Annotated in this window: 23 protein-coding genes and 1 riboswitch; of the genes, 7 read left to right on the top strand and 16 right to left on the bottom strand. The window is 60.5% G+C overall.

What is annotated here, in order from left to right:
* Nucleotides 1-52 precede the first annotated feature (52 nt).
* From B5F22_RS05810 to B5F22_RS11990, 6 genes are all read right to left on the bottom strand, one after another.
* Nucleotides 53-757: an amino acid racemase gene (locus B5F22_RS05810; RefSeq protein WP_087230465.1), complete on the bottom strand. Its 705-nt coding sequence runs from the start codon at nt 755-757 to the stop codon at nt 53-55.
* Between the two features lie 14 nt (nt 758-771).
* Nucleotides 772-1,989, bottom strand: a complete 1,218-nt coding sequence (locus tag B5F22_RS05805) for an ATP-grasp domain-containing protein (protein ID WP_087391746.1) — start codon at nt 1,987-1,989, stop codon at nt 772-774.
* A 266-nt stretch (nt 1,990-2,255) separates the two neighbouring features.
* Complete coding sequence (locus B5F22_RS05800; protein WP_087391744.1) at nt 2,256-4,499, bottom strand: bifunctional (p)ppGpp synthetase/guanosine-3',5'-bis(diphosphate) 3'-pyrophosphohydrolase; 2,244 nt, start codon at nt 4,497-4,499, stop codon at nt 2,256-2,258.
* 140 nt (nt 4,500-4,639) lie between these two features.
* A complete protein-coding gene (recJ, locus tag B5F22_RS05795) occupies nt 4,640-6,712 on the bottom strand; it encodes a single-stranded-DNA-specific exonuclease RecJ (RefSeq protein ID WP_087391742.1) in 2,073 nt (690 codons plus the stop codon).
* A gap of 209 nt (nt 6,713-6,921) precedes the next feature.
* On the bottom strand, nt 6,922-7,419 hold the full coding sequence (locus tag B5F22_RS05790) for a GNAT family N-acetyltransferase (RefSeq protein ID WP_087391741.1): 498 nt from the start codon (nt 7,417-7,419) through the stop codon (nt 6,922-6,924).
* Nucleotides 7,420-7,436: 17 nt separating this feature from the next.
* Complete coding sequence (locus tag B5F22_RS11990) at nt 7,437-8,405, bottom strand: hypothetical protein (RefSeq protein WP_143482196.1); 969 nt, start codon at nt 8,403-8,405, stop codon at nt 7,437-7,439.
* A gap of 292 nt (nt 8,406-8,697) precedes the next feature.
* Between B5F22_RS11990 and lexA the strand changes: the two genes are divergently transcribed.
* The 3 genes from lexA to B5F22_RS05775 all read left to right on the top strand — a co-directional run bounded on the left by lexA (nt 8,698) and on the right by B5F22_RS05775 (nt 11,673).
* Nucleotides 8,698-9,297 carry a transcriptional repressor LexA gene (gene lexA, locus B5F22_RS05785; protein WP_087230453.1) on the top strand — a complete coding sequence of 200 codons (600 nt, stop codon included), beginning with the start codon at nt 8,698-8,700 and terminating at the stop codon, nt 9,295-9,297.
* 352 nt (nt 9,298-9,649) lie between these two features.
* Entirely contained in the window at nt 9,650-10,429 is a 780-nt protein-coding gene (gene proB, locus B5F22_RS05780) for a glutamate 5-kinase (protein ID WP_087370817.1), read from the top strand.
* Nucleotides 10,426-11,673: a glutamate-5-semialdehyde dehydrogenase gene (locus B5F22_RS05775; RefSeq protein WP_087391739.1), complete on the top strand. Its 1,248-nt coding sequence runs from the start codon at nt 10,426-10,428 to the stop codon at nt 11,671-11,673. The genes proB and B5F22_RS05775 overlap by 4 nt, the downstream gene beginning before the upstream one ends.
* A 167-nt stretch (nt 11,674-11,840) precedes the next feature.
* Here B5F22_RS05775 and B5F22_RS05770 read toward each other — a convergent pair whose 3' ends face one another.
* From B5F22_RS05770 to B5F22_RS05750, 5 genes are all read right to left on the bottom strand, one after another.
* Complete coding sequence (locus B5F22_RS05770) at nt 11,841-12,314, bottom strand: DUF4358 domain-containing protein (protein WP_087370823.1); 474 nt, start codon at nt 12,312-12,314, stop codon at nt 11,841-11,843.
* 33 nt (nt 12,315-12,347) lie between these two features.
* Entirely contained in the window at nt 12,348-13,262 is a 915-nt protein-coding gene (locus tag B5F22_RS05765; protein ID WP_087391737.1) for a GDSL-type esterase/lipase family protein, read from the bottom strand.
* 134 nt (nt 13,263-13,396) lie between these two features.
* On the bottom strand, nt 13,397-14,086 hold the full coding sequence (locus B5F22_RS05760; protein ID WP_087391735.1) for a YjjG family noncanonical pyrimidine nucleotidase: 690 nt from the start codon (nt 14,084-14,086) through the stop codon (nt 13,397-13,399).
* Nucleotides 14,083-15,321 carry a threonine/serine exporter family protein gene (locus tag B5F22_RS05755; RefSeq protein ID WP_158096634.1) on the bottom strand — a complete coding sequence of 413 codons (1,239 nt, stop codon included), beginning with the start codon at nt 15,319-15,321 and terminating at the stop codon, nt 14,083-14,085. The genes B5F22_RS05760 and B5F22_RS05755 overlap by 4 nt, the downstream gene beginning before the upstream one ends.
* Nucleotides 15,322-15,450: 129 nt before the next feature.
* Nucleotides 15,451-16,104: a hypothetical protein gene (locus B5F22_RS05750; RefSeq protein ID WP_087230431.1), complete on the bottom strand. Its 654-nt coding sequence runs from the start codon at nt 16,102-16,104 to the stop codon at nt 15,451-15,453.
* Nucleotides 16,105-16,290: 186 nt separating this feature from the next.
* Between B5F22_RS05750 and B5F22_RS05745 the strand changes: the two genes are divergently transcribed.
* From B5F22_RS05745 to B5F22_RS05730, 4 genes are all read left to right on the top strand, one after another.
* On the top strand, nt 16,291-16,695 hold the full coding sequence (locus B5F22_RS05745) for a hypothetical protein (RefSeq protein ID WP_087230419.1): 405 nt from the start codon (nt 16,291-16,293) through the stop codon (nt 16,693-16,695).
* A 15-nt stretch (nt 16,696-16,710) separates the two neighbouring features.
* Nucleotides 16,711-17,115, top strand: a complete 405-nt coding sequence (locus B5F22_RS12740; RefSeq protein ID WP_087391732.1) for a hypothetical protein — start codon at nt 16,711-16,713, stop codon at nt 17,113-17,115.
* Nucleotides 17,116-17,300: 185 nt separating this feature from the next.
* Nucleotides 17,301-17,804 (top strand): helix-turn-helix transcriptional regulator, encoded by a 504-nt coding sequence (locus tag B5F22_RS05735; RefSeq protein ID WP_087391730.1) that lies wholly within the window; start codon nt 17,301-17,303, stop codon nt 17,802-17,804.
* Nucleotides 17,805-17,808: 4 nt separating this feature from the next.
* The gene (locus B5F22_RS05730; RefSeq protein WP_087391728.1) at nt 17,809-18,051 is read left to right on the top strand and encodes a hypothetical protein; all 243 of its coding nucleotides are present in this window, start codon (nt 17,809-17,811) and stop codon (nt 18,049-18,051) included.
* A gap of 188 nt (nt 18,052-18,239) precedes the next feature.
* Here the strand turns inward: B5F22_RS05730 and B5F22_RS05725 are convergent, their stop codons facing one another.
* The 5 genes from B5F22_RS05725 to B5F22_RS05705 form a co-directional block, all read right to left on the bottom strand.
* Entirely contained in the window at nt 18,240-20,003 is a 1,764-nt protein-coding gene (locus tag B5F22_RS05725) for a HAMP domain-containing sensor histidine kinase (protein WP_087391726.1), read from the bottom strand.
* A gap of 2 nt (nt 20,004-20,005) precedes the next feature.
* Nucleotides 20,006-20,677, bottom strand: coding sequence for a response regulator transcription factor (locus tag B5F22_RS05720; protein WP_087391724.1), 672 nt, complete (start codon nt 20,675-20,677; stop codon nt 20,006-20,008).
* Nucleotides 20,678-20,811: 134 nt separating this feature from the next.
* Entirely contained in the window at nt 20,812-21,330 is a 519-nt protein-coding gene (gene thiW / locus B5F22_RS05715) for an energy coupling factor transporter S component ThiW (protein ID WP_087230401.1), read from the bottom strand.
* Nucleotides 21,331-21,735: 405 nt separating this feature from the next.
* Nucleotides 21,736-21,843: riboswitch (TPP riboswitch) on the bottom strand.
* 48 nt (nt 21,844-21,891) lie between these two features.
* Nucleotides 21,892-23,361, bottom strand: a complete 1,470-nt coding sequence (locus B5F22_RS05710; RefSeq protein WP_087391722.1) for a M56 family metallopeptidase — start codon at nt 23,359-23,361, stop codon at nt 21,892-21,894.
* Between the two features lie 2 nt (nt 23,362-23,363).
* A complete protein-coding gene (locus B5F22_RS05705; protein ID WP_087391720.1) occupies nt 23,364-23,738 on the bottom strand; it encodes a BlaI/MecI/CopY family transcriptional regulator in 375 nt (124 codons plus the stop codon).
* Between the last annotated feature and the right edge of the window lie 407 nt (nt 23,739-24,145).

Genomic DNA, 24,145 nt, shown 5'->3' with positions numbered 1-24,145 from the left:
CCCGCCTGCGGGCGGGGAAACTCTGCCGAGGGCTTTTTGGCCTACGGGGAAATTAAATGGTACGCAGCTGGTAGCCGCAGCGGGTGACGGCAGTCTCCGCCAACACCTCCATGGCATCCACGTAGAAGGGAGGCAAATTGTGGTAGGTGCGGAACACGGACAACTCGGTGCAGGCCAGAATGGCGCAGTCACACCCGGCCTGACGCATGGCTTTGTCGATGGCGGCGAACTTCTCCCGGCTGCCCCGCTCTCCCTGCTTGATCTCGTCGTAGATAATGGACATCACCAGGGCCTGAATGGCGGCATCCGGGGCCACAGCCTCCAGCCCATACTGGGCGCAGGCGGCCTGGTACAGCCCGGACTGGATGGTGCCGTCGGTGGCCAGAATGGCGGGACGGCGTCGGCCCTGGGCGTAGATGGCGGCGGCGGTCTCCCGAATCATGTGGAGAATGGGGGTGTGAAGCTCCCCTTGCAGCTTGTCCACAAAGTAGTGGGAGGTGTTGCAGGGGATGGCGATGGCGGTGCAGCCGCAGTCCTCCAGCAGCTTGGCGTCTCGAAGCAGCCGCTCATACAGGGCTTGGGTGTGCCCGGAAAGGATGGCGGCGGTGCGGTCGGGCATTTTGGTGTCAGACAGGATGAGTGTGGGCAGGTGCTCCTGGTCACAGCTGGCCTCGGTGCGGTCCAGCACATATTGATAGAAGACCTGGGTGGCCTGGGGGCCCATGCCCCCCAAAATGCCCAGCTTTTGTTCAGTCATATTCGGAATCTCCCTTAGTTCTGGGGCTTTTTGCAGTACTGGCGGAAGCGGTGGATGTTGCCGATGTGATTTTTCCACACCCGCAGTACCCGGCCCAGGGTGTAGTCGGGGCGGTACTCCATGGAGTGGTGGTCGGCCCCGGCCCGAATGAGAGCCTTCATCTGGGGGTGATAGTTCTTGGGGATGAACTCATAGGCCAGAACCCGGGGGATCATCCGCCACAGGCTCTGGTTTTTCACCACGGTGAGGGGCAGGTCCTTGCCCTCGATGAGATCCCCCACCAGGTAGGTGGCGATGTTGTGCCCCGACCCGGTGACATAGTAGTTGGAGCGGCCCTGGCGGCAGTTGATCTCAAAGGCCTTGTACTTGCCGTCCCGCTGGTCGTACTTGATGTCGAAGTTGGAGAAGCCCACGTACCCCAGGTCCTCCAGCATCCCCCGAATCTTGTCGCACAGCTCCTGCTGGTGCTCGGTGATGATGACGGCGTGGTTGCCGATGCCGTGGGGGGAGTGCTCCTCCAGGAGCACGTGGCCCAGGCACATGAGCTTGACCTTGCCGTGCTGGTCGGAGTAGTTGGTCAGCACCCGCATGTAGGTGTCGTCCCCGGGAATGAACTCCTGGAGAATCATTTTGCCCGGATACCCGGCGGCGTACACCTCGTCCAGAGCGGCCAGCAGGTCCTCCCAGGTGTCGCACAGGTACACCTTCTTCAGCTCCCGGTGTCCGGTGGCCCAGTAAGCCACGCCGTCGGCGGGCTTGGCGATGTAGGGAGCGCCGAAGGGGGGCTTAAAGTCGTGGCCCATCTCCTGGTCGTAGACAAAGGTGGTGGGGTGGTCGATGCCGTAGCGGTCGCACAGGGCGTAGAACTGCTCTTTGTCGGTGAGCTGGTCCAGCATCTCCCCGGAGATGTAGTTGCACTTGACGTTTTCGGGGAACTTGTCTTTCAGGTGGGCGGCCAGCTTCACATAGCTGTCGCCGCAGCCGATGACCAGCACCGTCTTGGGGTGTACTTCCCGGGCCACGTCGGTGACGTTTTTCAAAAAGGCGTCGGCGTCTTCATTCTCCAGGCAGGGGCGGTAGTCGATGATGGAGGAGAAGGCGCAGGGGAAGGTGGCGGCGAACTTGCCGAAGGCAATGCTCTTTACCCCATAGGCCTCGTGGAAGGCCCGGGCCACGCTGTATACGTTGATATCCCCGCCGAAGAGCAGGGGCTGGAAGGAACAGGTTTCCATTTCAAAGAGGACTCCTTACTATATATTTAAGTGAAAAATGAATAATGAATAGTGAATAATTATGGTGTGCCGCCATGCGGCACGGATTTTGTTGGAAGGGCGTAGGGGAGGGGCTTGCCCCTCCCGAATTTCTCAGGGCAACGCAAAGGAACCGACGGGCCGGGCAAGCCCGGCCCCTACCCCTTCTACCGATGTCCACCCAATGCCCTGGGAGGAACAACCAGACTGGAGGGCCTGCATTTTTCATTCTTCGTTCTTCATTATTTTTATCCGTTGGCACGCTGTACCAGGAACACGCCCTGAATCTGGGACAGCTTATTGATGACTCCGGTGAGCTCGTTGCGGTCCTTCACCGACAGCTCCAGGAAGATGGTGGCGTAGCCGTCGGGCTGGGAGCGGGCGGAGAGGTTGTTCACCTTCACCTTCTGGGTGGACAGGGCCATGGCCACGTCCAGGGCCAGGCCGTCCCGGTCCTTGGCGGAGATCTCCAGGGAGGTGCGGTAGTTGATCTGATCGCCCTCCACCCAGGACACGGCCACCCAGCGGCCTGCCTCCTCCGGCTTGCGGCGCAGGGGGTCGGCGTTGGGGCAGTCTTTGCGGTGGATGGACACGCCATAGCCCCGGGTGATAAAGCCCACCACCGGGTCTCCAGGGACGGGGGTGCAGCACTTGGAGAACTTGACGGTGCAGTTGTCCAGCCCCTCCACCAGAATGCCGTTGGAGGAGTGGCGGGGCTTTTGGCCCGTGGGGGTGGACACCTTGGCAGCGGCGGGGAAGATGGTATCTCCCTTGGCCAGAGAGGCCTGGAGCACCTTCTGTTCCGCCTTGTGCTGGTCGTCCCGAATGATGCGCTGCAACTCCTCCTTGATGCGGGCCACCGCCTTCTGGGCGGACATGCCGCCGTAGCCGATGGCGGCGTACACCTCGTCCAGGGACCCGTAGCGCAGTCGCCGCAGCAGAGCGTCGGTGACCTCGGGGGTGGTGGTGATGGAGGCCATGGTCAGGCCCATGTGCTTCAGCTCGGTCTCAAAGGCAGCTCGCCCGGTGGCGATGTTCTCCTCCCGGCGCTCCTTTTTGAACCACTGGCGGATCTTGTTCCGGGCCTCGTTGGATTTGCAGATCTTCATCCAGTCCCGGCTGGGGCCTCGGGCGGCCTTGGAGGTGATGATCTCCACAATGTCCCCGTTTTTCAGGGGGGTGTCATAGGTGACAATGCGTCCATTGACTCGGGCGCCCGTCATGGAGTTGCCCACGGCGGAGTGGATGGAGTAGGCAAAGTCGATGGGGGTGGCCCCGGCGGGCAGGCTCTTCACGTCTCCGTTGGGGGTGAACACGAACACCTCGTCGGCGAACATATCCACCTTCAAGGTGCTGACAAATTCCTCGGCGTCGGTGTCCTGCTGGCTCTCCAGCAGCTTGCGCACCCACTCAAACTCCTTCTCGCTGCCCAGCTTGTCGTTGGCCAGCCCCTGCTTGTACTTCCAGTGGGCGGCTACGCCGTACTCGGCGGTCTGGTGCATCTCCCAGGTGCGGATTTGCACCTCGAAGGGGATGCCGTCCCGGCCGATGACGGTGGTGTGCAGGGACTGATAGCCGTTGGGCTTGGGGGTGCCGATGTAGTCTTTGAACCGGCCCAGCACCGGGTTATACATGTCGTGGATGGAGCCCAGCACATTATAGCAGCTGGGGATGTCTGGGACAATGACGCGGAAGGCATATAAATCAAAAATTTCCTTGAAATTTTTGTTCTGTGTGTACATCTTCCGGTACAGGGAGTAGATGTGCTTGACCCGGCCATACACCTTGCACTGGATGCCGTCGGCGGCCAGCCGCTCCTCCAGCTGCTGCTGGATGTTGGAGAAGAACTGGGCGTTGCGGGTGGTGATGTTCTCCAGCTCCTGCTCCACCTCCTCATAGCCGATGGGGTCCAGGTAGCGCAGGGAGATGTCCTCCAGCTCCCACTTGATGCGCTGCATACCTAAGCGGTGGGCGATGGGGGCGTAGATCTCCATGGTCTCCAGGGCCTTCTCCCGCTGCTTCTTCTCCGACTGGTACTGGAGGGTGCGCATGTTGTGCAGGCGGTCGCACAGCTTGATGAGGATCACCCGCACGTCCTGGGCCATGGCCATGAACATCTTGCGCAGGTTCTCCATCTGCTCCTCTTCCTTGGAGGTGTACTGCATCCGGGTCAGCTTGGTGACCCCCTCCACCAGGTCCGCCACCGTGGAGCCAAAGAGCTTGGCGATGTCGTCGTGGGAGGCGTCGGTGTCCTCAATGCAGTCGTGGAGCAGGGCGGCGATGATGGAGTCCAAATCCAGGTCCAGCTCGTTGACGATCTCCGCCACCGCCAGGGGGTGGGTGATGTAGGGCTCTCCGCTCTTGCGCAGCTGGGTGCCGTGGTGGGCGTTGGCGTAGTCAAAGGCAGTGCGCAGCCGCTTCACATCGGCGTTGGGGTTGCGCTGAAGCACCTGTTGCTCCAGAGCCTGGTAGCGTGTTTCGATGGATTCCATGGTCATACCTCCTCGGGCGTCCGGGCAACGGACACGGGCGTGGGCCGGGCCCACACACAAAACTCTCTCTCCATAGTCTGGACCAATCTGGTCCATGGTCATACCATAACGTGGGGAATATATAGGGAATGGGGATGGATTTACCCCAAATCGTGGCGGAGCTGGCGCATCATACCCGCCTGCTCCAAATCCACCTTCTCCCGGGGGCGGCACAGCCGCACCGTGGCCTGCTGGTTTTGCACCGCCACCTGGATGAGCCCCCGCTCATCCATCACGTGCAGGCACACCAGGGCCTTGCCGTAGGAGCGGTGGCCGGAAAAGCTGCGGGTGACTTGGCGCAGCAGCTGGTCCATGGGGGCCTGGGCGGGCCCGGCGGCGCACAGCTGCTCCAGATACCGCCACAGGTGGGCGAAGTCCCGGCGCTGGGGGAGCATCAGAGACGCCTCCCAGGGGGAGAGGGTCTCCCCGGCCTGGAGCCGACGGAACAGGGAGCGCTCCAGCTGGGAGCGGGTGGGGGCGGGGCGCAGGTCGCACAGCTGTAATTGCACCGTGCGGTTGCCCCGGAACTGATTGATCTGTAACGTAAAGGCGATATCCAGCCGCTGGCCGTTTTCAATGCCGCAGGCGGCGGTGTTGGCGGAAAAGAAGATGGCGTCCATGGCCACCCCGTCCCGGCGCAGCTTCAATTTCAGGTGGCGGCCACCTCCCACATCCGTGTGGGAGAGCACACACACCGAGCGCAGCAGAAACACCGGCTTGGGGTTGCCCGAGCCGAAGGGCTCCAGCAGGGACAGAGACTCCACGTCCTGGGTGGACAGCAGGGAACAGTGGGGAATCTCACAGTCCACGTCCAGGGAGGACTCCATGGGCTGGTGTCCGGCAAACTCCTCCACCAGCTGACACAGGGCAGCCCGGAAGGCGGGGATGTTGTCCCGCCGGATGGAAAAGCCCGCGGCCAGCTCGTGGCCGCCGTAGCTGTCCAGCAGGGGAGCGCAGCGCTCCAGGGCGCCGAACAGGTTGAAGCCGCCGAAGGAGCGGCAGGAGCCTTTGCCCTTGTCCCCGTCCAGGCTGATCATAAAGGCGGGGCAGGCGTATTTCTCTGCCAGCCGGGAGGCCACAATGCCGATGACCCCCTGGTGCCAGCCCTCCCCCGCCAGCACAATCACCGGGGCAGACAGGGCTGGGGTGTGGGTCAGCAGCTGGTCGCAGTGCTGGAAAATCTCCAATTCAATGGCCTGGCGCAGGCGGTTGAGCTGGCACAGCTCCTGGGCCAGCTCCTGCCCCCGCTGGGGGTCCTGGGTGAGCAGCAGCTCCAGAGCGGTGCCCGCCTGCTCCATGCGCCCGGCGGCGTTGATGCGGGGGGCCAGGCCATAGCCGATGGTGACGGTGGTGGGCACTTGTCCCCGGGGACAGCCCGCCTCCCGCAGCAGGGCCTGGAGGCCGGGGCGGGAGCAGTCGGCCAGCCGTTCCAGCCCCAGATGGACCAAAGCCCGGTTTTCTCCTTGCAGGAGCATCACGTCCGCCACCGTGCCGATGGCGGCCAGCTCCCCGTAGTCCAGCAGCACCTGGGGGCGTTGGGCGGGGGCGGTGAGGGCCAGGGCCAGCTTCAACGCTACCCCCACACCCGCCAGATCGGGGAAGGGGTAGGAGCAGTCGGGGCGGCGGGGGTCCACCACGGCCACGGCCTGGGGCAGGACCTCTTTGCACTGGTGGTGGTCGGTGATGACCACGTCCACCCCCAGGGCCCGGGCGTACTCCACCTCCTGGGCGGCGGTGATGCCGCAGTCCACCGTGACAATCAAGGTGACCCCCTGGCGGGCCAGGGCGTCAATGGCGTGGTTGTTCAGGCCGTACCCCTCTTCGGTACGGTCTGGGATGTAGCTGACCACCTGGCCACCCAGCGTGCGGAGAAACTGAGTGAGCAGACAGGTGGCGGTGATGCCGTCCACGTCGTAGTCGCCGTAGACGGCGAGAGTCTCTTGCTCCCGGATGGCCCGGGAAATGCGCTCCACGGCCTTCTCCATGTCTTGGAGGAGAAAGGGGTCGTGGAGCAGGTCGGGGCCATGGGCCAAAAAGGCCGAGGCCGCTGGGGCGGTGTCCACCCCCCGGGCACACAAAACGGCGGCGCACAAGGGGGGTAACCCTGCCCGTTCCAGCTCCGCCCTGGCCCCGGCTGGGCCGCTGGGGCGGAGCTTCCACCGATCATACTTCATAGGGTCCCATTCCTTAAGAAAAATTATCTTTTATTATAGCAAACTTGGCGTATTATTGCAATGTCTTCCCAGTGTAAGGCTCTAATTATACAGAATACGTTTGAGCAAGAATCTAAACTAAATAAAAGCAATAGTAGTATAAGTTGATGTAATTTAATTGAAGGGGGATGGGGGCAATATTGTTGCCATTCTGTATAAAAAGTGGGACACTATTTGTGAAATTCATTCTGGTGTGTATCAAAAACCTCATTGTACAGTTGCATTTCCGTGTTCAACTGTACAAAACCGTACTTTTTATAAATAGGACGGCCACTTTCGGTTGCCTCTAGTGAAATAAATTTAACGCCAAGACGTAAGGACTCTTTGACTAAACTGTCTAATATATGGGTGGCAACACCACGATTTCTGAACTCAGGTATAGTATACATATTTGTAATGTACGCCTTACGTCCAGTAGGATTATGATAGGTGGGGAGAACCTGATAAAAGCAGATACCACCTGTTCCAATGCAAAGGGAATTTTCAAAAGCAAGATATGCAATGTGATTATTGGTTGGTATGGACCATGTATAGTACTGGTACAGCTGTTCTTTTACTAAATCAAGTGCTGCTATATCCTGTAAGCTATTGGCATCAAGCAATAAATCGATTCTGTTGTGCACTAAAAGTGGAATATCTTCTGTCGACACACGTTTATAATCAATCATTTGATTATCATCTCCTTCTATTTTTCAGGTGTAGGTAAATCAATTTGAGCTATGTATACGCTTTTATTGGATGGATGATTTAGATAGGAGTGGTAGTGCCCGGACTTTGGGCATTCAAACTGTGGCACATGGCGTTCATCATAGGTGGGAACGGTGGGTGAGTAAACTTGAAGCTTGGGTTTTGATGGTAGATTCCCCATAATTGAAATATCCAAGTCATGTATTTTTCTTCCGTAGTTTATAGGGATAATTACAAAAGTATATTGCTGTGCGCCACTTATGATTTGATTTGGAACGGTGTATTTGATTTCAAGCTTTATTTGGCCACGGTGCAATAGATTAGAAGGAATTTGAAGATTGTTGAAAACATAAAGACCAGAAAATTCTTCAGATGTGTCACCGCTTTCTCCTGAAAGCGTTGCGGGTACCAAAATTGTGTTTTCCAAGATATCATTTTCAACTTTTATATACTCGAGGTTAGGCTTACTATTTTCGCAAATTGCATAATATTTGAGAGAAGGAAGACGGTTGCGGCTAATCTGGTATGAAAAAAAATGTTTTTCAAGCCAGGATAGACGTATCTCAAGTTGTAATGTATATGTCACGTCATGTGTACGAGAAGTTGAGTGAGAAGGCGTGATTTGGTAACAAAATGTGGCCCTACTAATGTTAAAATTGTAGTTTTCCAGCTTTTTTCGTGATTCTAAAATCATAATGAGCGATCGAATAGGATGTAACTTATTGTTTTTTGCCAATATGAGCATTAGTTTATATGCATCTTCGTACCATTTATTATGATATGAAAAGATTATAAGAATTAAAAGGGAGAAGACAACTGACGATATTGAGAGACACATTTCAAAAATATTGAGTGGCTGATTATTGGAGAGTGCATATATAGTTTCTGTAATAGTTCGAATGAATGAAATTAATGTATTGAAAGCTGCAAGCAAAGAAATTATGTATGAGGCAAATTTAGAATTCATTTTTTTCCCTCCTTAGAGTTTTGAGATTTACTGTAATAAATTATATCACAGAAAAACAAATAATTCCATTATCTGAGTAGGCTTTAGTGCTAACTCGATATAGAAAATAAAAGACGAAAAATATATGATTATCTAATGAATATTAGGAAGAGTAGACAACAGTGCCTATTATGCAAGATATGTGTTAATTTAATTATCAAACCAACAAAAATGGAACAAATGTTTGACATCGTGGCGGGGACATGGTACAATGAAAAAAATGACGGAATCAGCGAGAAAGGGGCGGGGCCACATGAGTAAATTGACCCACAAGCAGCAGGAGATTTACGACTACATTTTGTCCTTCGCCCAGGAGAACGGATACCCTCCCTCGGTGCGGGAGATTGCCCAGCATGTGGGGCTCAAATCCCCCTCCACGGTGCACTTTCATTTGAAGGGCTTGCGGGAGGCGGGGCTCATCAGCCAGGCGGAGGGGAAGACCCGGGCCATCACCATCACCGACGGCTGCCACAACCGCCGGGACCAGGTGCCTCTGGTGGGCTCGGTGGCCGCCGGCAGCCCCATTCTGGCCGAGGAGTGCATTGAGGACTACCTGACCTTTGACACCGGGGGCCGGGTGGGGGAACACTTTGCCCTGCGGGTGCGGGGGGAGTCCATGATCGAGGCGGGAATTCTCCCCGGCGACCTGGTGGTGGTGCACCAGCAGCCGGAGGTGAACCCCGGGGACATTGTGGTGGCTTTGTTTGAGGACGAGGCCACGGTGAAGACCTTCCGCCGGGAAAATGGCCACGTGTGGCTGTACCCGGAGAACTCCAGCGGGGAGTACCAGCCCATTGACGGGGAGGGGTGCTCCATTCTGGGCCGGGTGGTGGCGGTGGTGCGCCGCTATTAAATGAAGAATGAAAAATGAAGAATGCAGAATGCAGGCCCTGGAGGCTGTTTGTACACCCTAGGACATACGGTGGACATCGGTAGAAGTGGTAGGGGCCGGGCTTGCCCGGCCCGCCGATTCCTTGGCGTTGCCCTGAGAAATTCGGGAGGGGCAAGCCCCTCCCCTACGCCCTTTTAATGAAATCCGTGCCGCCCCAGCGGCACACCATAATTATTCATTATTCACTATTCATTCTTCATTCCATAGTTGTCCACGAACCAGTCCCGAAAGCCCCTTCAAAAGGGGCTTTCTTTTTTTTGCCCCCCGTGGTATGATAACTCCAATCTAACACACTAAAGCGAGAGGACATGTTATGAGAATTGTGGTGAAAATCGGCACTTCCACCCTGGCACACCCCACGGGCCTGTTGAATATCCGCCATGTGGAGCAGCTGGTGAAGGTGCTGTCTGACTTGAAGAATGCAGGACACGAGACCATTTTGGTCTCCTCCGGCGCCATCGGCATGGGGGTGGGCAAGCTCAACCTGCCCGGCAAGCCCCAGGATATGCCCACCAAGCAGGCCGCCGCGGCGGTGGGCCAGTGTGAGCTGATGTACACCTACGACCGACTCTTTGCCATGTACAACCACACCGTGGCCCAAATCCTCCTCACCGGGGAGGACATCGACCACCCGGACCGGAGAGAGAACTTCCAGAATACCCTGGAGCGGCTGCTGGAGCTGGGGGTACTCCCCGTCATCAATGAAAACGACACCGTAGCCACCGCCGAGATCAAGGTGGGGGACAACGACACCTTGGGGGCCGTGGTGGCCTGCTGCATCCATGCGGATGTGCTGGTGCTGCTCAGTGATATCCAAGGGCTGTACACCGCCGACCCCCATAAAGACCCCAATGCCCAACTCATCGACCGAGTGGACCATATTTCCCCGGAAATACTGGCCCTGGCCGGAGGAGCGGGCACCACCCTGGGCACCGGCGGCATGGCCACCAAGCTGCGGGCGGCCCAGATGGTCATGGAGCAGGGCTGCGACATGGTCATCTCCCACGGCGAGCACCCGGAGCTGCTGTATGATCTGGCGGAGGGGAAGCCGGTGGGCACCCGATTCTGCGCCAAAAAGGAGGAACACGTATGACCACCCAGGAACTGCTGCGCCGCGCCAAGGCGGCAAAAAAACAGGTGGCAGCGGCCACCACGGAGGAGAAAAACCAGGCTCTGCTGTGTATGGCAGACCAGCTGGAGGCCCATGAGGCGGACATTCTGGCCGCCAACGCCCAGGACATGGAGCGGGCCAAGGGCACCATCGCCCCGGTGATGCTGGACCGCCTCCTCCTCACCCCCCAGCGCATTCAGGACATGGCCACAGGCATGCGGGAAGTGGCCCAGCTGCCCGACCCGGTGGGTCAGGTGCTGCGCCGGGAAGAGCGGCCCAACGGCCTGGTCATTGAAAAGACCGCCAGCCCCATGGGTGTCATCGCCATCATCTATGAGAGCCGCCCCAACGTCACCTCGGACGCCGCCGCCCTGGCCCTCAAGGCCGGGTCTGCCTGCGTGCTGCGCTGCGGCAAGGAGGCCCACCAGTCCGCCGCCGCCATTGTCTCGGCCCTGCAAGCTGGCCTGGAGCAGGCGGGGCTGCCGGGAGACAGCGTGGTGCTGGTGGAGGACACCACCCGGGCCTCGTCTACGGAACTGATGCAGGCCAACGGCCTGGTGGACCTGCTCATTCCCCGGGGCGGAGCGGGGCTCATTCGGGCCTGTGTGGAGCAGGCCACCGTCCCCGTCATCCAGACGGGCACCGGCATCTGCCATGTGTATGTGGACCAAGCGGCCGACTTGAATATGGCCCTGGATATTTTGGAGAATGCCAAGTGCTCCCGGCCCTCCGTGTGCAACGCCTGTGAGGTGTGCCTGGTGCACACGGACGTGGCAGAGCAGTTCCTGCCCATGGTCTATGCCAGACTGGTAAAAGGACGGCAGGCCAACCCGGTGCAGCTGCGGCTGGATGCTCGGGCCGCCGCCATCATCCCCGGCACCCCGGCGGGGGACCAGGACTTCGACACGGAGTTTCTGGACTACATCCTGGCCGTGGGGGTGGTGGACAGCGTAAGCGAGGCCATCGACCACATCAACGCCCACTCCACCGGCCACAGCGAGGCCATCATCACTTCCGACGAGGCCGCCGCCCGGGCCTTCACCACCCAGGTGGACAGCTCCTCGGTGTACTGGAACGCCTCCACCCGATTCACCGACGGAGGCCAGTTCGGCCTGGGCTGTGAGATGGGCATCTCCACCCAGCGCCTCCACGCCCGTGGCCCCATGGGCCTGGGCGAGCTGTGCACCTATAAGTACATCGTCCGGGGAGACGGACAGACGAGATGAATGAAGAATGATAAATGAAAAATGAAGAATGCAGGCCCTCAAGTCTCCGCCCCAAATTGAAATCCGTGCCGCAGGCACACCATACTTCTTCACGATTCATTCTTCGTTATTCACTTGAACATGAAAAAAAGGATGCTCGCCAAAACGAGCATCCTTTTTGTCTGTTCTCAGTTCCCCAGCTGGTCCACCACACCGGGCAGTTTGGAGGGGTCGCCCACGGCCAGCAGCACCGTGTTGCCCTGGCGGCGAATCACGCCGCCCTCCAGGCGGGGCACAGCGGCGGGGGTGTAGTTCTTGGCGGTTTTCAGCTGGTGGTCCAGCCGCTTCTCACAGGCGGTCTCGGCGGTCTTGGCGGCTTCTTCGTCGGTGAGGACCAGGATGGTCAGCTCGTCGGCGCTCACCGAGGTGTTGGAGGCCAGGTAGCTCACGCCGTCCTGAATGGTGTCCCGGTCAATGTCGTAGAGCATGGCCACGGTGTCCAGGTCGATCTGGCCCATCTCACCGTCAAACACCCCGGCGTCCAGCAGCACCTGGGCGTCGTCCACGGTGTAACCGGAGGAGGTTTTGGGGGCGCTGTTGGAGCAACCCACCAGGCTGACCGCCAGCAGGGCGGCGAACAATACTGCCAATTTCTTTCTCATAATGGATGCACTTCCTCTGATCGTTTTTGGGGGTTACTTCCGGCTGGCGTCAAAGCTCTGGAAGCTCAAGGTGTGGCTGGCCATGTAGTCCACCCAGCGGCGGTAGGCGCTGGGGACAAAGTGGACGCCGTCGGAGGCCAGGTCTGCGGGCAGGGAGCCGTTTTGGTCCCGGTACACGGAGGCGGTGTCGATGAGCGCCACTTTGTACTGGGCCGCCAGCTCTTTGATGATCTGGTTAAAGGTTGCCGCGTTGGTGTTGTTCAGAGAGGGGTCCAGCTTGTTTTTCTGAGCCACCTCTTCATTCACCGGGGGCAGGGTCTGGAGGTAGATGACGGCATTGGGCTGAATCTCGTTGACCCGCTGCAACAGCTTGGACAGCCCCGAGCGGAAGCTGGCCGCGGGATAGCCCAGCTCGTTGATGCCCATCATGATGTACACGCTCTGGTACTGCTTTCGGGCCAGAGCCTCCAAAATGGTGTATTTCTGGCCGTCAATGGTCACCACTTTGTAGTCCTCGTCATCCACACGGAACACGTTCATGCCCCGGGAGTAGAAGAAATCGCCGTATTTCAGGCCGCTGTAGGCCTGGAGGCCCTCGGTGCGGGAGTCACCCAGGAAGGCGGCGGTGGAAAACCAGCTGTCATCCACTTGGGCGCTTTCCGGCACGAAGGTGCCCAGGGTGTAGGTGCCATTGTAGGAGTTGTGGTTGGGCTTGGGTGTGGGTGCCGGGGTAGGCGCGGCAGAGGGCGCCTGGGTGGGCACGGGCGTGGGGGTAGGCACCGGGGTGGGGGCGGCAGTGATGGCCGCCGGGCGCTGGGTCTGGACCGCCGTGCTGGCGGTGGGGGCTTCCGTATGCTCTGCAGTGGAACGGCCGCAGCCGGACAGCAGAGAGATCAGACAGACGGTCGCCAATATAGAATAAAATCCACAGTTTTTCTTTCTCATCATCCGAGATCTCCTTGTTTTCCGCTAAGCTCAACTCATGATATCACGGGGGTACAGGGGGGTCAACTACAAAGCGGTAACAAAGTATTATGAGAGTTTTAATTTTGGCAAAAATATTCCAAAGATGTGGGGCTCAGTCATTCCAAAATGTGGATGATATCGTCGTAGGAGGCGGCGGTGTAGGTGGGGCGGGCGGGTCCGGTGAGGGGCTGGTTCTGGGGGTTATACCAGATGGTGTCGATACCGGAGCGATTGCCCCCTAAAATGTCGCTGCCCAGGCCGTCTCCCACCATGACTACGGTGGAGCGGTCGGTGATGTGCAGGGCGTCGCACACCTTGTCGAAGAAGCCGGGCATGGGCTTTTGCACCCCCAGCTCCATGGAGATGAACAGGTTGGGGATGAGGGTGTCTAGGTGAGTGCCCTCATAGCGGCCTCGCTGGGCCGCCGGCATGCCGTTGGTGGCAATGGCCAGGGTCAGGCCCATGGCGTTGAGCTTCTCGCAGAACTCCCAGGCCCCGGGGAGCAGATAGGCCCCTTTGCCCACGGTGTTGACAAACTCCCAGTTCCAGGCCCGGGGGTCGTGATTTCCGCCCCGTACCCGCATGAAGGCGGCAAACCGCTCCACCCCCAGAAAGTCCTGGTCGATCTCGCCCCGGGCGAAGGCGTCCCACAGGGCGTTGTTGATCTTCTGGTACAGGGCCTCCTCCTCGGGGCCGAAGTCGTAGCCCCGGCGGGTGAAGACCTCCCGCAGGGCCTCCCGCTCCGAGCGGTGGAAGTCCATCAGGGTCATATCGGCGTCCAACAGGACGGTTTGGTAGCGGCTCATAGATGGGGTTTCTCCTTTCGGGTACAGTACATGCGCACGGCGGTGGACACCAGCAGGGTGCCCAGGGCGATGCAGCCGGAGATGCCGAAGGTGCGAATCATGGTCTCCAGAAACAGCTGGGATTCTCCCCGAATGCCGTAGTCCACCGCCTGATACACGGTGAAGCCGGGGACCAGGGGGAAGTAGGACACCACCAGGTAGGAGATGGTGGGGCATTTGCGCAGCCGGGCCATGATCTCGGCGTAGATGGCCACCCCCACCGAGGCGGCCAGGTTGGAGATAAACACGTTGTTGTCCGTCAGCCACATCACCGGCAGGTACACCGCCCAGCCCAAAGCGCCGCCCAGGCAGCACAAAAAGGAGCCTATGCCCCGGACGTTGTAGAGTAGGCAGAAGCCCAGACACCCCATAAAGGCGAAGAAGCAATACCCCAGGGGGGAGTAGACTGCCACAGCAGTGAGGGGGTTGGAGTTGGGGAAGAGGTTCTGACACAGGGCCATGGCGGCGCCGGTGCCCAGGGCGATGGCCCCGGCGGTGAGCACCGCCCGGGTGAAGGTGGACAGGCCGGAGACAATGTCCCCGGTGAGCAGGTTGCTCATAAAGTTGGTGAACACCAGGCCGGGCACCAGCACCATGATGGAGCCCACCACGGCGGTACCGGGGTTGATGGGCAGCCCCAGCCCCAGGGCCACATACACCACCAGCGCCAGCACAAAGCCGCTGGCCATGGTGTTGATGAAGAAGTTGGAGCGGGTGCGGTTGAGGGCCAGCATACACATGCCGCACAGCAGGCCGGACAGGGAGGCCACCAGGGACTCCAGCCAGCCTCCCGAGAAGAACAGGGAGAAGAACAGAGAGCCCACAAAATAGCCCACCAGCTGGTAGTGGGCGGGATAGCGGCGGATGGAGGCAGCGGTCTGCCGCACCGCCAGCAGGAAGTCCTGGGGGTCCTGGGGCGGGTCGGCGCACAGGCGGCGGGACAGGGCGTTGTAGCGCTCAATGCCCTCGATGTCGGTGCCCGACACCGTGGCCTGGCGCATTCGGGTGTGGACCCGGCCCTCCGGGTCGGTGACCGAGACCATGAGACAGTTGGGAATGGCGAACACCTCACAGGTGAGGTGGTAGGCCCGGGCCAGACGGTGGAGGGTGTCCTCCACCCGGTAGATCTCCGCTCCCGAGTGGAGCAGTCCCAGGCCCAGCTCACACCAGCCTTCCAACAGTAATTCGTAATTCATTCTCCAGACTCCTTTCTGGAAACATAAGTGCCTGCATGAGTATACCATAGGATGTGTCAATTGCAAGGGATTTTCCCGTGAAAAATCCGGCGGCTGCAACGTCCGTGCAGCCGCCGGGATTTGGTGAGATCACTCCAGTGTGAGGGTGTCCAGCATGGCCTTCTGAATGGCTTGGTACTGAGTGGCATTGGGGTCCTCCATGACGTAGGACTGCTCCACCAACAACGAGGAGTTGGGCCCCAGTTCCAGAATCCAGAATTGGCGGTAAATGCCGTCCTGGGGACTGACCACCAGGGTGTGGGCGGTATAGGTTCCGCTGCCCACCTGGACCTGCTGGCCCAGGTCGGGAATCTCCTCCTGGAGGATCAGGCCCTGGCGGAGGGTGACGGCGTCCATGCCGTTGAGACGGTTTACCGACAGGTAGTTGCCCTCGCTGATCAGATAGGCGTCCCCGTTCTCCCACCCCTGGCGGGTGAAGAGGTTGGGGTCATAGACGATGGAATAGCCCTGGAGGCTGTAATGGCGCAGCCCGTTGGCGGTGAGGACGGCGCCGTCGTACTCATAGGACAGGGGGGTCTCCACATCGGGCTGATAGGCGGGGATATCCCGGGACACGTCGGGCAACGTGTCGGTCTCGTCAGGGTCGGGGGTACAGGTGCCCGTGAGAGACTGGCTGGAGGAGCCGATGGAGGCCGGGTCCGGGGAAGCAGCAGGGGCGGCAGTGCAGGCGGACAGCGCCATGCACATGAGCATGCACAGGGTACACAGCAGGGTCCGACGCATACAATTACCTCCTTGGTTCAGATATCATTATTATATCGACGCAAAAGCCCCGGTACAACAACAGAGGGGTTAAGAATGGTTACAATTTGTTTACGCCTTGGAAACATTCCACCGTTGACAGGGGGGAGGCCAGCGGCTACAATGGAAGAAAATACCCTATGGCCAGGGAGTTGGCGGGAGAACGACATGGAAGAATTACTCAGACTGTACCGGGAATATTTGGAGCAGGCGGCCCTGCCCCAGAACCAGAAACGGCCGTTCCAGGGGGCCTATGGACTCATCGGCGGCCCTGCTCCCAACTCCTTCCACCAGCAGTTTGTCCAGCAGGTGGAGGCGGCCTTGGCCCAGGTGCCGGAGACCGAGCGGCGGGAGGCGGTGGAGTACATCTTCCACCAGCCCCTGGAGCACAAGCGCAACCCCACGGTGTACTGGATGTTTGTGGCGGTGCACGGGGTGGTGATGCCCTACCTCAAGGACCTGACGGCGGAGGAGGCCCGGGACCTACAGTGGTGGTATGAGCGCTCCTACCCCCGCCGGGAGCAGACCCCGGTGCAGCGGCGGCTGGTGGCGCTGCTGAAGAAGATGCGATAACGGCAGGTGACGGACATGGAAGAACTGGAACAGCTGTATGGAGCCTATCTGGACCTGGTGGCCCAGCTGAACCGGGACCGGAAGCTGTGGGACGGGGCCTTTGGCCTGGGGGGCGGTCCGGCGGACAACCCCTGCCATGAAAAGCTGGTGCGAGATGTGGAGGCGGCCTTGGCGGACCTGGACCCGGCCCGGCGGCCCCAGGCGGTGGAGTATATCCTCCGCCAGCCCCTGGAGCACAAGGACGACCCGGTGGTGTACTACACCCTGATGGCGGCCCAGGGGGCCACCATCCCCTACCTGTCCCAGCTGCCTGTGGACCAGGCCAAGGCGCTGCGGGGCTGGTTTGAGCAGACCTTTCCCCGCCGGGAGCGGATGCCCTGCCAGGACAAGGTGCTGGCAGCACTGAAAAAAGTGAAGTGAGCAAACGGGCTGCGGGAATTTGGTCCGCAGCCCGTTTTTACGCCGATTTCCACCCAATCAACCGCTGGTTGAGGGGATAATCCCCATTTGGTTGAGCGGATTGGGGGCCACTCAACGGATGAGCCCTTCCGTTTTCCGGGGCCAGAGGGTAAGGTAAGGGTAGAAACGAAAAAGGAGAGATGGTTATGGAGACCACGTTGGGAAAGAGAATTGCCGCCCTGCGCCGGGACAAGGGGCTGAAACAGGACGAACTGGCGCAGCAGCTGGGGGTGACCCCTCAGGCGGTGAGTAAGTGGGAGAACGACCAGACCTGCCCGGATATCACCCTGCTGCCAAAGCTGGCAAAAATCCTGGGGGTGAGCGTGGATGAGCTGCTGTCCGGCAAGGCCGAGCCGGAAGTCCCTGCCGTGCGGGTGCTGCCCGCCGAGCAGCGCAAGGATTTGAAGGACATGGTGCTGCGCATTGTGGTGGACTCTGCCGAAGGGGACAAGGTGCGGGTGAATCTGCCCCTGGGCCTGGTGGAGGCGGCCTTGGACATGGGGATGGATGTGACCCAGTTTACCGGAACCGACGCGTTGAAGGGCATTGACCTGGGCAAGATTCTGGATCTGGTACGGTGCGGCTCGGTGGGCAACCTGGTGGAAGTGGAGTCCGCCCAGGGGGACACCGTGCGCATCTTCGTGGAGTGAGCCCATGCGCATCATCGTCAAAGACAAGGACTCTCATCTCAACATCCCCATTCCCACCCGGCTGGTGTTCAATGGCCTGACGGCGGGGCTGCTGTGCTGGGGGCTGGAGAAACACGGGACCCATATGACCCGGAAGCAGCTGATGGTGTTTGTCAAAGAGCTGCACCGGTTTCGCCGCCGCCACCCCAGGTGGACCCTGGTGGAGGTGGAGAGCCATGAGGGGGAACATGTGAAAATTGAGCTGTAAAAAGGAGGACTCCGGCCCACTGGCCGGAGTCCTCCTTTTAGTGCAGATAGAGTGGTTTTTATCAACGGGCGTAGGGGCCGGGCTTGCCCGGCCCGCTGGTTTTCTGGCATTGCCCTGGGGACTCGGGAGGGGCAAGCCCCTCCCCTACAACGGTCTGCCGACAGCCAGGCTGACGGCGGCAACACGTTTCACAACGTCACGGTGAAGACCACCCCGCCGGGGGTGGCGCTGGCCTGGCAGCTGCCCCCGTGGAGCTGCACAATGTGCCGCACAATGGCCAGCCCCAGCCCGGTGCCCTCCCCGGGGGCGGCGTCCTCCCGGCGGTAGAAGGGCTCAAAGAGCTGGTCCAGCTCCTCCTGGGAGATGGGCGGGCAGTCGTTTGCTACCCGCAGGGTGGTGTGGCGGTCGGTCTGGGCCACCTCCACCCCAATCTCACCCCCGGCAGGGGTGTATTTGACGGCGTTGGTGAGCAGATTTTCCACCACCTGGGCCATCCGGCCCCGGTCGGCCAGGACGGGGGCGGGGGCCTCCAGAGCGGTGGACAGCCGCAGCCCCTTGGCCTCCAGAGAGGGGGCCAGCTTTTCCAGGGTGGAGCGGGTGAGCTGGGACAGGGAGAAATTTTCCCGGCGCAGCTTTACCCGCCCCGCCTCCAGCCGGGACAGGTCCAGAAGCTCCAGCACCATGCCGTTCATCCGCTCTGCCTCGCTGCAAATGGTGGCCAGGTACTTCTCCCGCTTGTCCTCGGCGATGTGCTCTTGCAGCCCCTGGGCGTAGCTGTGAATCACCGCCAAGGGGGTTTTCAGCTCGTGGGCCATGTGGCTGGTAAAGGTGCGGCGGTGCTCCTCGGCGGCCTGGGCATAGGTGAGGGCCTGGTTGAGCCGCTGAATCTCGTCCTTCTGCTCCCGATATTCCGCCCCGTGGGCCTGGAACTGTTCTTGAAGTTTGTGGCCCTCCTGCCAGCGGCACACCTGGCTGGGGCGCAGCAGCAGCCACTTCTGCCGGGTGTCCAGGGCCTGGGACAGCTGCTGGATGGGGGCCAAAAGCTCACGGACCAGCACCCGCCGAAGAACCCCAAGGAGCAGCACGCACAGCCCAAGGGTGAGCAGGTATACCCACCAAAGGCGTTCCCAGACCAGGGGCCACAGGTCCGCCCACACCCCGCACACCAGAATGCCCTGGTCCGTGGAGACTGCGGTGCCCACCAGCAGGTTGGGCCAGCTCCACAGCTGCACCGGGACATTAGCGTTCAGCAGGTCGGGCCCCAGGGTCTCCACCAGCTGGGACAGGCTGTCATATCGGGTTCCCCGGTAGGTGAGGGGGGAGGTTTCCGGGGGGCAACAGGCGTGATACCGGGTGGCGTAGAGGGTGACGGTCTGCGCCTGTGGGTGGATGGCTGTGGGATCGTCGTAGATTTGGACCCAGGTGGGGTTCTGAGACCTTGTGGACCAGAAGGAAATGGTGCGGGGGGTGAAGATGGCATCCTCCAAGACCCCCTCCAGGCGCAGGGGCTGGGGGTGCAAGTCGAAATAGCCTGTCTCCATATCACTCCGTGCCCCCTCGGTAAGACAGGCCCGGTCCAGGATGGCCCGGGCATAGCGGCCCGAGGTCTCCACCTCCGCCTCATATTCCTCCTGGGTGAGAGACTCCAGGGCGAGGAAGTCCTGCCAGCTGCCCCCCAGGGGGTTGCCCATGGCATCGAAGAGGCCGGAGGCCCCCAGAAAGTAGCGGGCGTTCCACCCCCACCCATCCACCTGGCCCCAGGGCAGGGAGGACTGGATGACCTGCTGCCGGGCCTGGTCACTGTACCGGATGGCCAGGGCGTTGCCCTCCCCCTGGGCTACGGCTGCGGTGAGCAGCCCCATACAGAGAAGCCAGGGCACCAGCATCGCCAGGCAGAGAAGCCCGGTGAGGGTGGGCCGGGCACGGGGACGGCGTTTTTTGGTGTCTGCCATGTTCACCCCTCCAATCGGTAGCCCGCCTTGATGACGGTGCGGATGTGCCCGGCCCAGGGGCCCAATTTCTCCCGCAGGCGGCGGATGTGGGTGTCCACCGCCCGGTCGTCCCCCTGGTAGTCGTAGCCCCAGCTGTGGCGCAGCAGCTGCTCCCGGCTCAAAATCTGGCCCCGGTGGGACATCAGGCAGTGGAGCAGGGCGTACTCCTTGGGGGTGAGGGGAATTTCCTCCCCCTCCAGGTACACCTTCTGGGCGGACAGGGACAGGGCTAGCCCGTCCAGCTCCATCCGGTCCCCGGCTCGCACACTGCCCCGGCTGCGGCGGATGAGGGCCATGGTCTTGGCGTACACCACCGACAGGTTGAAGGGCTTGGTGATGTAGTCGTCCGCCCCCAGCTCGTAGCCCAGCAGGGTGTCCTCCTCGTCGGACAGGGCGGTGAGGAAGAGGATGGGCACGTCCTGGGTGCGCCGCAGGGCCCGGCATACGCTGCGCCCGTCCAGCTTGGGCATCATAATATCCAGCAACACCGCGTCAAATTCCTGGCTTTCCGCCCATTCCAGGGCCTGCGCCCCGTGTTCCGCCTGGATGGGGCGGACGCCCTTGCTGGCAAAGTAGTCGCACAGGACCTCCCGCAGACGGGGGTCGTCCTCGGCAATTAAGATACGGGTCTCCATGCTCCCGCCTCCTTTCCCCCTCAGGATACCCGGGGGATGTGTATTCTCTGTGTCATTGTAGCAGAAAATGTTCCGCCCGGATACAAAAAAGGGAGGGCCTGCCACAATCAGCGGCAAGCCCTCCAACGATGGAGTCAGGCGGAAATCTTATGCTGCATGCCCTTCAGGGCCCCGGCCTTGTCCAGGGAGAAGAGAATCACCCCGGACAGGATGGCGCCCCCGGCGGTGGACACCAGGAAGGGGATGATGTAGGCGTAAAAGGCCACCTGGGCGGCGTTGGCACCCATAAAGAGGATGGCCATGGGGTAGGCGCACAGGCCGCCGAGAATGGCGGTGCCGAACACCTCCGCCACCAGGGTGGGGAGCAGACGGCGGGTCTTCCAGTACACCACCCCGCACAGCAGCGCTCCGCACATGCTGCCCGGGAAGGCCAGCAGGGTGCCCAGGCTCAGCAGGTTGCGCAGCAGGGAGGCGGCAAAGGCCACGCCCACCCCGTACCAGGGGCCCAGGAGCACGGCACAGAGGATGTTGACCATGTGCTGCACCGGGGCGCATTTGCTGCCGAAGACGGGGAAGGAGAAGATGCTGCCCACCACGGCCACCGCGCACAGGATGCCCGCCAGGGTCAGTTTGAGAACTTTGGTATTTTTCATCTTGGTTACACCTCGTAACAGTTCCGGGAGAAACGGCATGAGACAGCGACGCTCCCCGGAGGAACTCGGAACCTCTGAATCCATCTGCCTTCGGTGCCTTGCGGAAATTTATGCGCCATAAATGCGTTGCATATTTTTGAAATACACAAAGTATTTCTGCAAATATGCGCCTTTTTCTGACACAAAATTTCTCGCAACTCACTCTCGTCAACGGAATCAGACGTTCCGGAATCGGTCGAGACTTACTGGTCTCCTCTCACGCCGGAACACGGCTTCCCATCGCTGTCATACAGGCCCAGGGCGCTCCCCCTCAGCCCGCCACGGACTCACCGTGGATGCCCATTTTCCCCCCTTTTGTTGAGGTATACAAAACCAGGAGACACCTGTGGGGATGTCTCCTGGTCACAATGGTTCCATATGACTCCCTACGGCGGCATGATCCGCATCAGGTTCAAGGGTCGAAGCGATACGGCTTCCTCTCAGCTTGCCTCACAAGCTCCCCTGTGTTTTGATTGCATCTGTGATAATACACCAAATGTCTCCAAAGTGCAATGGTTTTTTTCAAGTCCATGAGTGCGGGGAGGCCTCCATCAGGCTCAGGAGGTAGTCCCAGTCTACCTCCTGAGAAATATGGTAGTAGGTAGGGTAGCTATCATGGCCCAGCTCGGTCACCTCCATGACCTGGTGGGAGATGACGATGAGTTTGGAGTTGTCCGGGCCTTCCAGAAAGAAGGAGCAGTCCGTCTCTGGCAGGGTGTAGGTCCCCATCAGCCGGGACAGGGACAGCCCGGACAGGTAGTCGTGGAAGGCCTGGGGGGCGGTGAGGGTATATGGGGTGTTCTCCGCCTGGGCATGGGGCGGGCTCAGGTGGACGCCGTCCACCTGGTACTGGGCGGTGTCCCCGGCGGAGTAGAGCACCTGAGCGGCCGGGGCGGTATCATAGGCCAGGGTGACGCTGCCACAGGTGATGGCCGCCAGGAAGAAGAGTACCCCCACCACAACGGCCCCGCTGGAGCGGGCGGCGGGGGAGAGCACCTGCTCCAGGCGGCGGCGCAGGGTGGCGGCGGAGGCAGACAGGCAGGTGGTGAAGCCCCGGGCATCCCCGGCGGTGTTCAGCAGCAGGGCGGCGTACTCCTTGCGCTGGGACTGGTGGGCGAAGAGGAGCACGGTCTCGTCACAGCTCAGCTCCAGGTCCTGGGCGCAGCGTTTCATGGCCACCCACATCAGGGGGTTAAACCAGCAGATGGCGGTGCAGAACAGGAGAAAGAACTTGCTCCAGCTGTCCTGACGGGCCAGGTGAATGACCTCGTGGCGAATGACCCAGTACAGCTCCTCCCGGGTGTAGGAGCGGGTGGGCAGCACCACCCGGGTGCAGCGGGGCAGAAGGCCGATGGACAGGGGGGTCTTCACCTCCGGGGAGATCACCAGCTGATATTTGGGGTTGCGGAAGCCCGCCTCCTTCAGGGCCTCCTCCCAGATATACCGGGTCAGGGGGTCAGTGGCGGGGACGGCGGGGGCCAGGATGCGGCGGCGGAAGCGCAGGTGCTGGACGATGTGAAAGGCCAGCACCCCCACCAGGCCCACCAGCCATACCCACAACAGCAGGGTCCACCCGTGTCCCGGCAGGGGGATGATGAGCCAGGGCCGGGGCGGGGTAAAGGTGGAGTAGGTGGTGAGGTAGAGCACGTTGGGGATGACCCACAGCATGGCGCAGGTCCGGGCGCTGATGCGGCCTCGGAGGTGGGGCATCAGGGCTAACAGCACCAGATAATACAGGCTGACGTGGAGAAACAACCCACCATAGGAGGAAAAGGTAATGTCCGCTGCCCGGGCAAAGCCGATGAAAGGGGTGAGAAGCACTGGGCATAGCGTGACCATCACCAGCAGCAGCATAGCGGGGTAGTAGGGCAGGTAAGAGGGGTGGTTGCCCAGGTCGGGGATGCCATCGTTGCCCATGAGAGCATCGTAGCGAGAGTAGGCGGTTCCTGCCATGAGCAGGGACAGGACCAGGAAAATGAGGATGCGGAACATACTCAGTCACCTTCTTTCAGAAGCTCCCGAAGCTCTTCCAGTTCCTCCTTGCTCAGTCCGCTGTCACACAACGCCGAGGCAAAGGTGGACAGGCTGCCCCCACACAGCTTCTGGATGAAGCTGCGGCTCTGGGCGGCCAGATAGTCCTCCCGGGTGACCAGGGGGGCGTAGAGGCTCTTGCGGCCCTCTTTGTCCACCCGGACAAAGCCCTTTTCACTCAGCCGGGACAGCAGGGTCAGAAGGGTGGTGGTGGCCATGGGGTGGGTCTGGGCCAAACGCTCTTCCAGTTGGGCACGGGGGACGGGGGTGTCACTGGCCCACAGGGCCTGCATCACCTCCAGCTCCGTGTCGGGTAAGCGGCGGATGGTGTGGTTCATGGTATCCCTCCTTCTACACTTATAGTATCTAACTGTATTCTACAACTGTAGAATGAAATTGTCAAGGAAAACGCTACCCGCTGGGGGTCCATTTTGAGTGGCCAAAATGGACGAAAAGCCACTTAGGGCGTTCCCCCCTAAGAACCTCCCTTGGGGTACGAGGCTGGACCTGCGTCAAGCTGGTGTTCGGCCCGTTACCCTTGCTGTGGCGCCTAGTTCTGCCACCACACCAGGCCACACGGGGCAGCTGGCCCTATCGCCAGGTGGTTTCCACAGCCGGGCCTACCCTGGCCAAGCGGCGTTCCCGCCGCCGAAAGTTTCTGCCGCACTATCCTGTTGCGCTGTGGTAGGGGCCGTGGCTTGCCCGGCCCGTGGCTACCCTGGCATTGCCCTGGGAAATTCGGGAG

Source organism: Pseudoflavonifractor sp. An187 (assembly GCF_002160275.1).
Classification (GTDB): Bacteria; Bacillota; Clostridia; order Oscillospirales; family Oscillospiraceae; genus Enterenecus; species Enterenecus faecium.
The sequence above is the reverse complement of the archived record's forward strand: the minus strand, read 5'-3'. Positions and strand labels throughout refer to the sequence as shown.

Bases quoted from the DNA above. Each gene is read 5' to 3' on its own strand.
- B5F22_RS05805 (WP_087391746.1), bottom strand. From the start codon at position 1,989: ATGGAAACCTGTTCCTTCCAGCCCCTGCTCTTCGGCGGGGATATCAAC.
- B5F22_RS12740 (WP_087391732.1), top strand. From the start codon at position 16,711: ATGGAAGAACTGGAACAGCTGTATGGAGCCTATCTGGACCTGGTGGCC.
- lexA (WP_087230453.1), top strand. From the start codon at position 8,698: ATGAGTAAATTGACCCACAAGCAGCAGGAGATTTACGACTACATTTTG.
- B5F22_RS05750 (WP_087230431.1), bottom strand. From the start codon at position 16,104: ATGCGTCGGACCCTGCTGTGTACCCTGTGCATGCTCATGTGCATGGCG.
- B5F22_RS05800 (WP_087391744.1), bottom strand. From the start codon at position 4,499: ATGGAATCCATCGAAACACGCTACCAGGCTCTGGAGCAACAGGTGCTT.
- B5F22_RS05745 (WP_087230419.1), top strand. From the start codon at position 16,291: ATGGAAGAATTACTCAGACTGTACCGGGAATATTTGGAGCAGGCGGCC.
- B5F22_RS05735 (WP_087391730.1), top strand. From the start codon at position 17,301: ATGGAGACCACGTTGGGAAAGAGAATTGCCGCCCTGCGCCGGGACAAG.
- B5F22_RS05810 (WP_087230465.1), bottom strand. From the start codon at position 757: ATGACTGAACAAAAGCTGGGCATTTTGGGGGGCATGGGCCCCCAGGCC.
- B5F22_RS05765 (WP_087391737.1), bottom strand. From the start codon at position 13,262: ATGATGAGAAAGAAAAACTGTGGATTTTATTCTATATTGGCGACCGTC.
- recJ (WP_087391742.1), bottom strand. From the start codon at position 6,712: ATGAAGTATGATCGGTGGAAGCTCCGCCCCAGCGGCCCAGCCGGGGCC.
- B5F22_RS05730 (WP_087391728.1), top strand. From the start codon at position 17,809: ATGCGCATCATCGTCAAAGACAAGGACTCTCATCTCAACATCCCCATT.
- B5F22_RS05790 (WP_087391741.1), bottom strand. From the start codon at position 7,419: ATGATTGATTATAAACGTGTGTCGACAGAAGATATTCCACTTTTAGTG.
- thiW (WP_087230401.1), bottom strand. From the start codon at position 21,330: ATGAAAAATACCAAAGTTCTCAAACTGACCCTGGCGGGCATCCTGTGC.
- proB (WP_087370817.1), top strand. From the start codon at position 9,650: ATGAGAATTGTGGTGAAAATCGGCACTTCCACCCTGGCACACCCCACG.
- B5F22_RS05770 (WP_087370823.1), bottom strand. From the start codon at position 12,314: ATGAGAAAGAAATTGGCAGTATTGTTCGCCGCCCTGCTGGCGGTCAGC.
- B5F22_RS05775 (WP_087391739.1), top strand. From the start codon at position 10,426: ATGACCACCCAGGAACTGCTGCGCCGCGCCAAGGCGGCAAAAAAACAG.
- B5F22_RS05710 (WP_087391722.1), bottom strand. From the start codon at position 23,361: ATGTTCCGCATCCTCATTTTCCTGGTCCTGTCCCTGCTCATGGCAGGA.
- B5F22_RS11990 (WP_143482196.1), bottom strand. From the start codon at position 8,405: ATGAATTCTAAATTTGCCTCATACATAATTTCTTTGCTTGCAGCTTTC.
- B5F22_RS05760 (WP_087391735.1), bottom strand. From the start codon at position 14,086: ATGAGCCGCTACCAAACCGTCCTGTTGGACGCCGATATGACCCTGATG.
- B5F22_RS05705 (WP_087391720.1), bottom strand. From the start codon at position 23,738: ATGAACCACACCATCCGCCGCTTACCCGACACGGAGCTGGAGGTGATG.
- B5F22_RS05755 (WP_158096634.1), bottom strand. From the start codon at position 15,321: ATGAATTACGAATTACTGTTGGAAGGCTGGTGTGAGCTGGGCCTGGGA.
- B5F22_RS05720 (WP_087391724.1), bottom strand. From the start codon at position 20,677: ATGGAGACCCGTATCTTAATTGCCGAGGACGACCCCCGTCTGCGGGAG.
- B5F22_RS05725 (WP_087391726.1), bottom strand. From the start codon at position 20,003: ATGGCAGACACCAAAAAACGCCGTCCCCGTGCCCGGCCCACCCTCACC.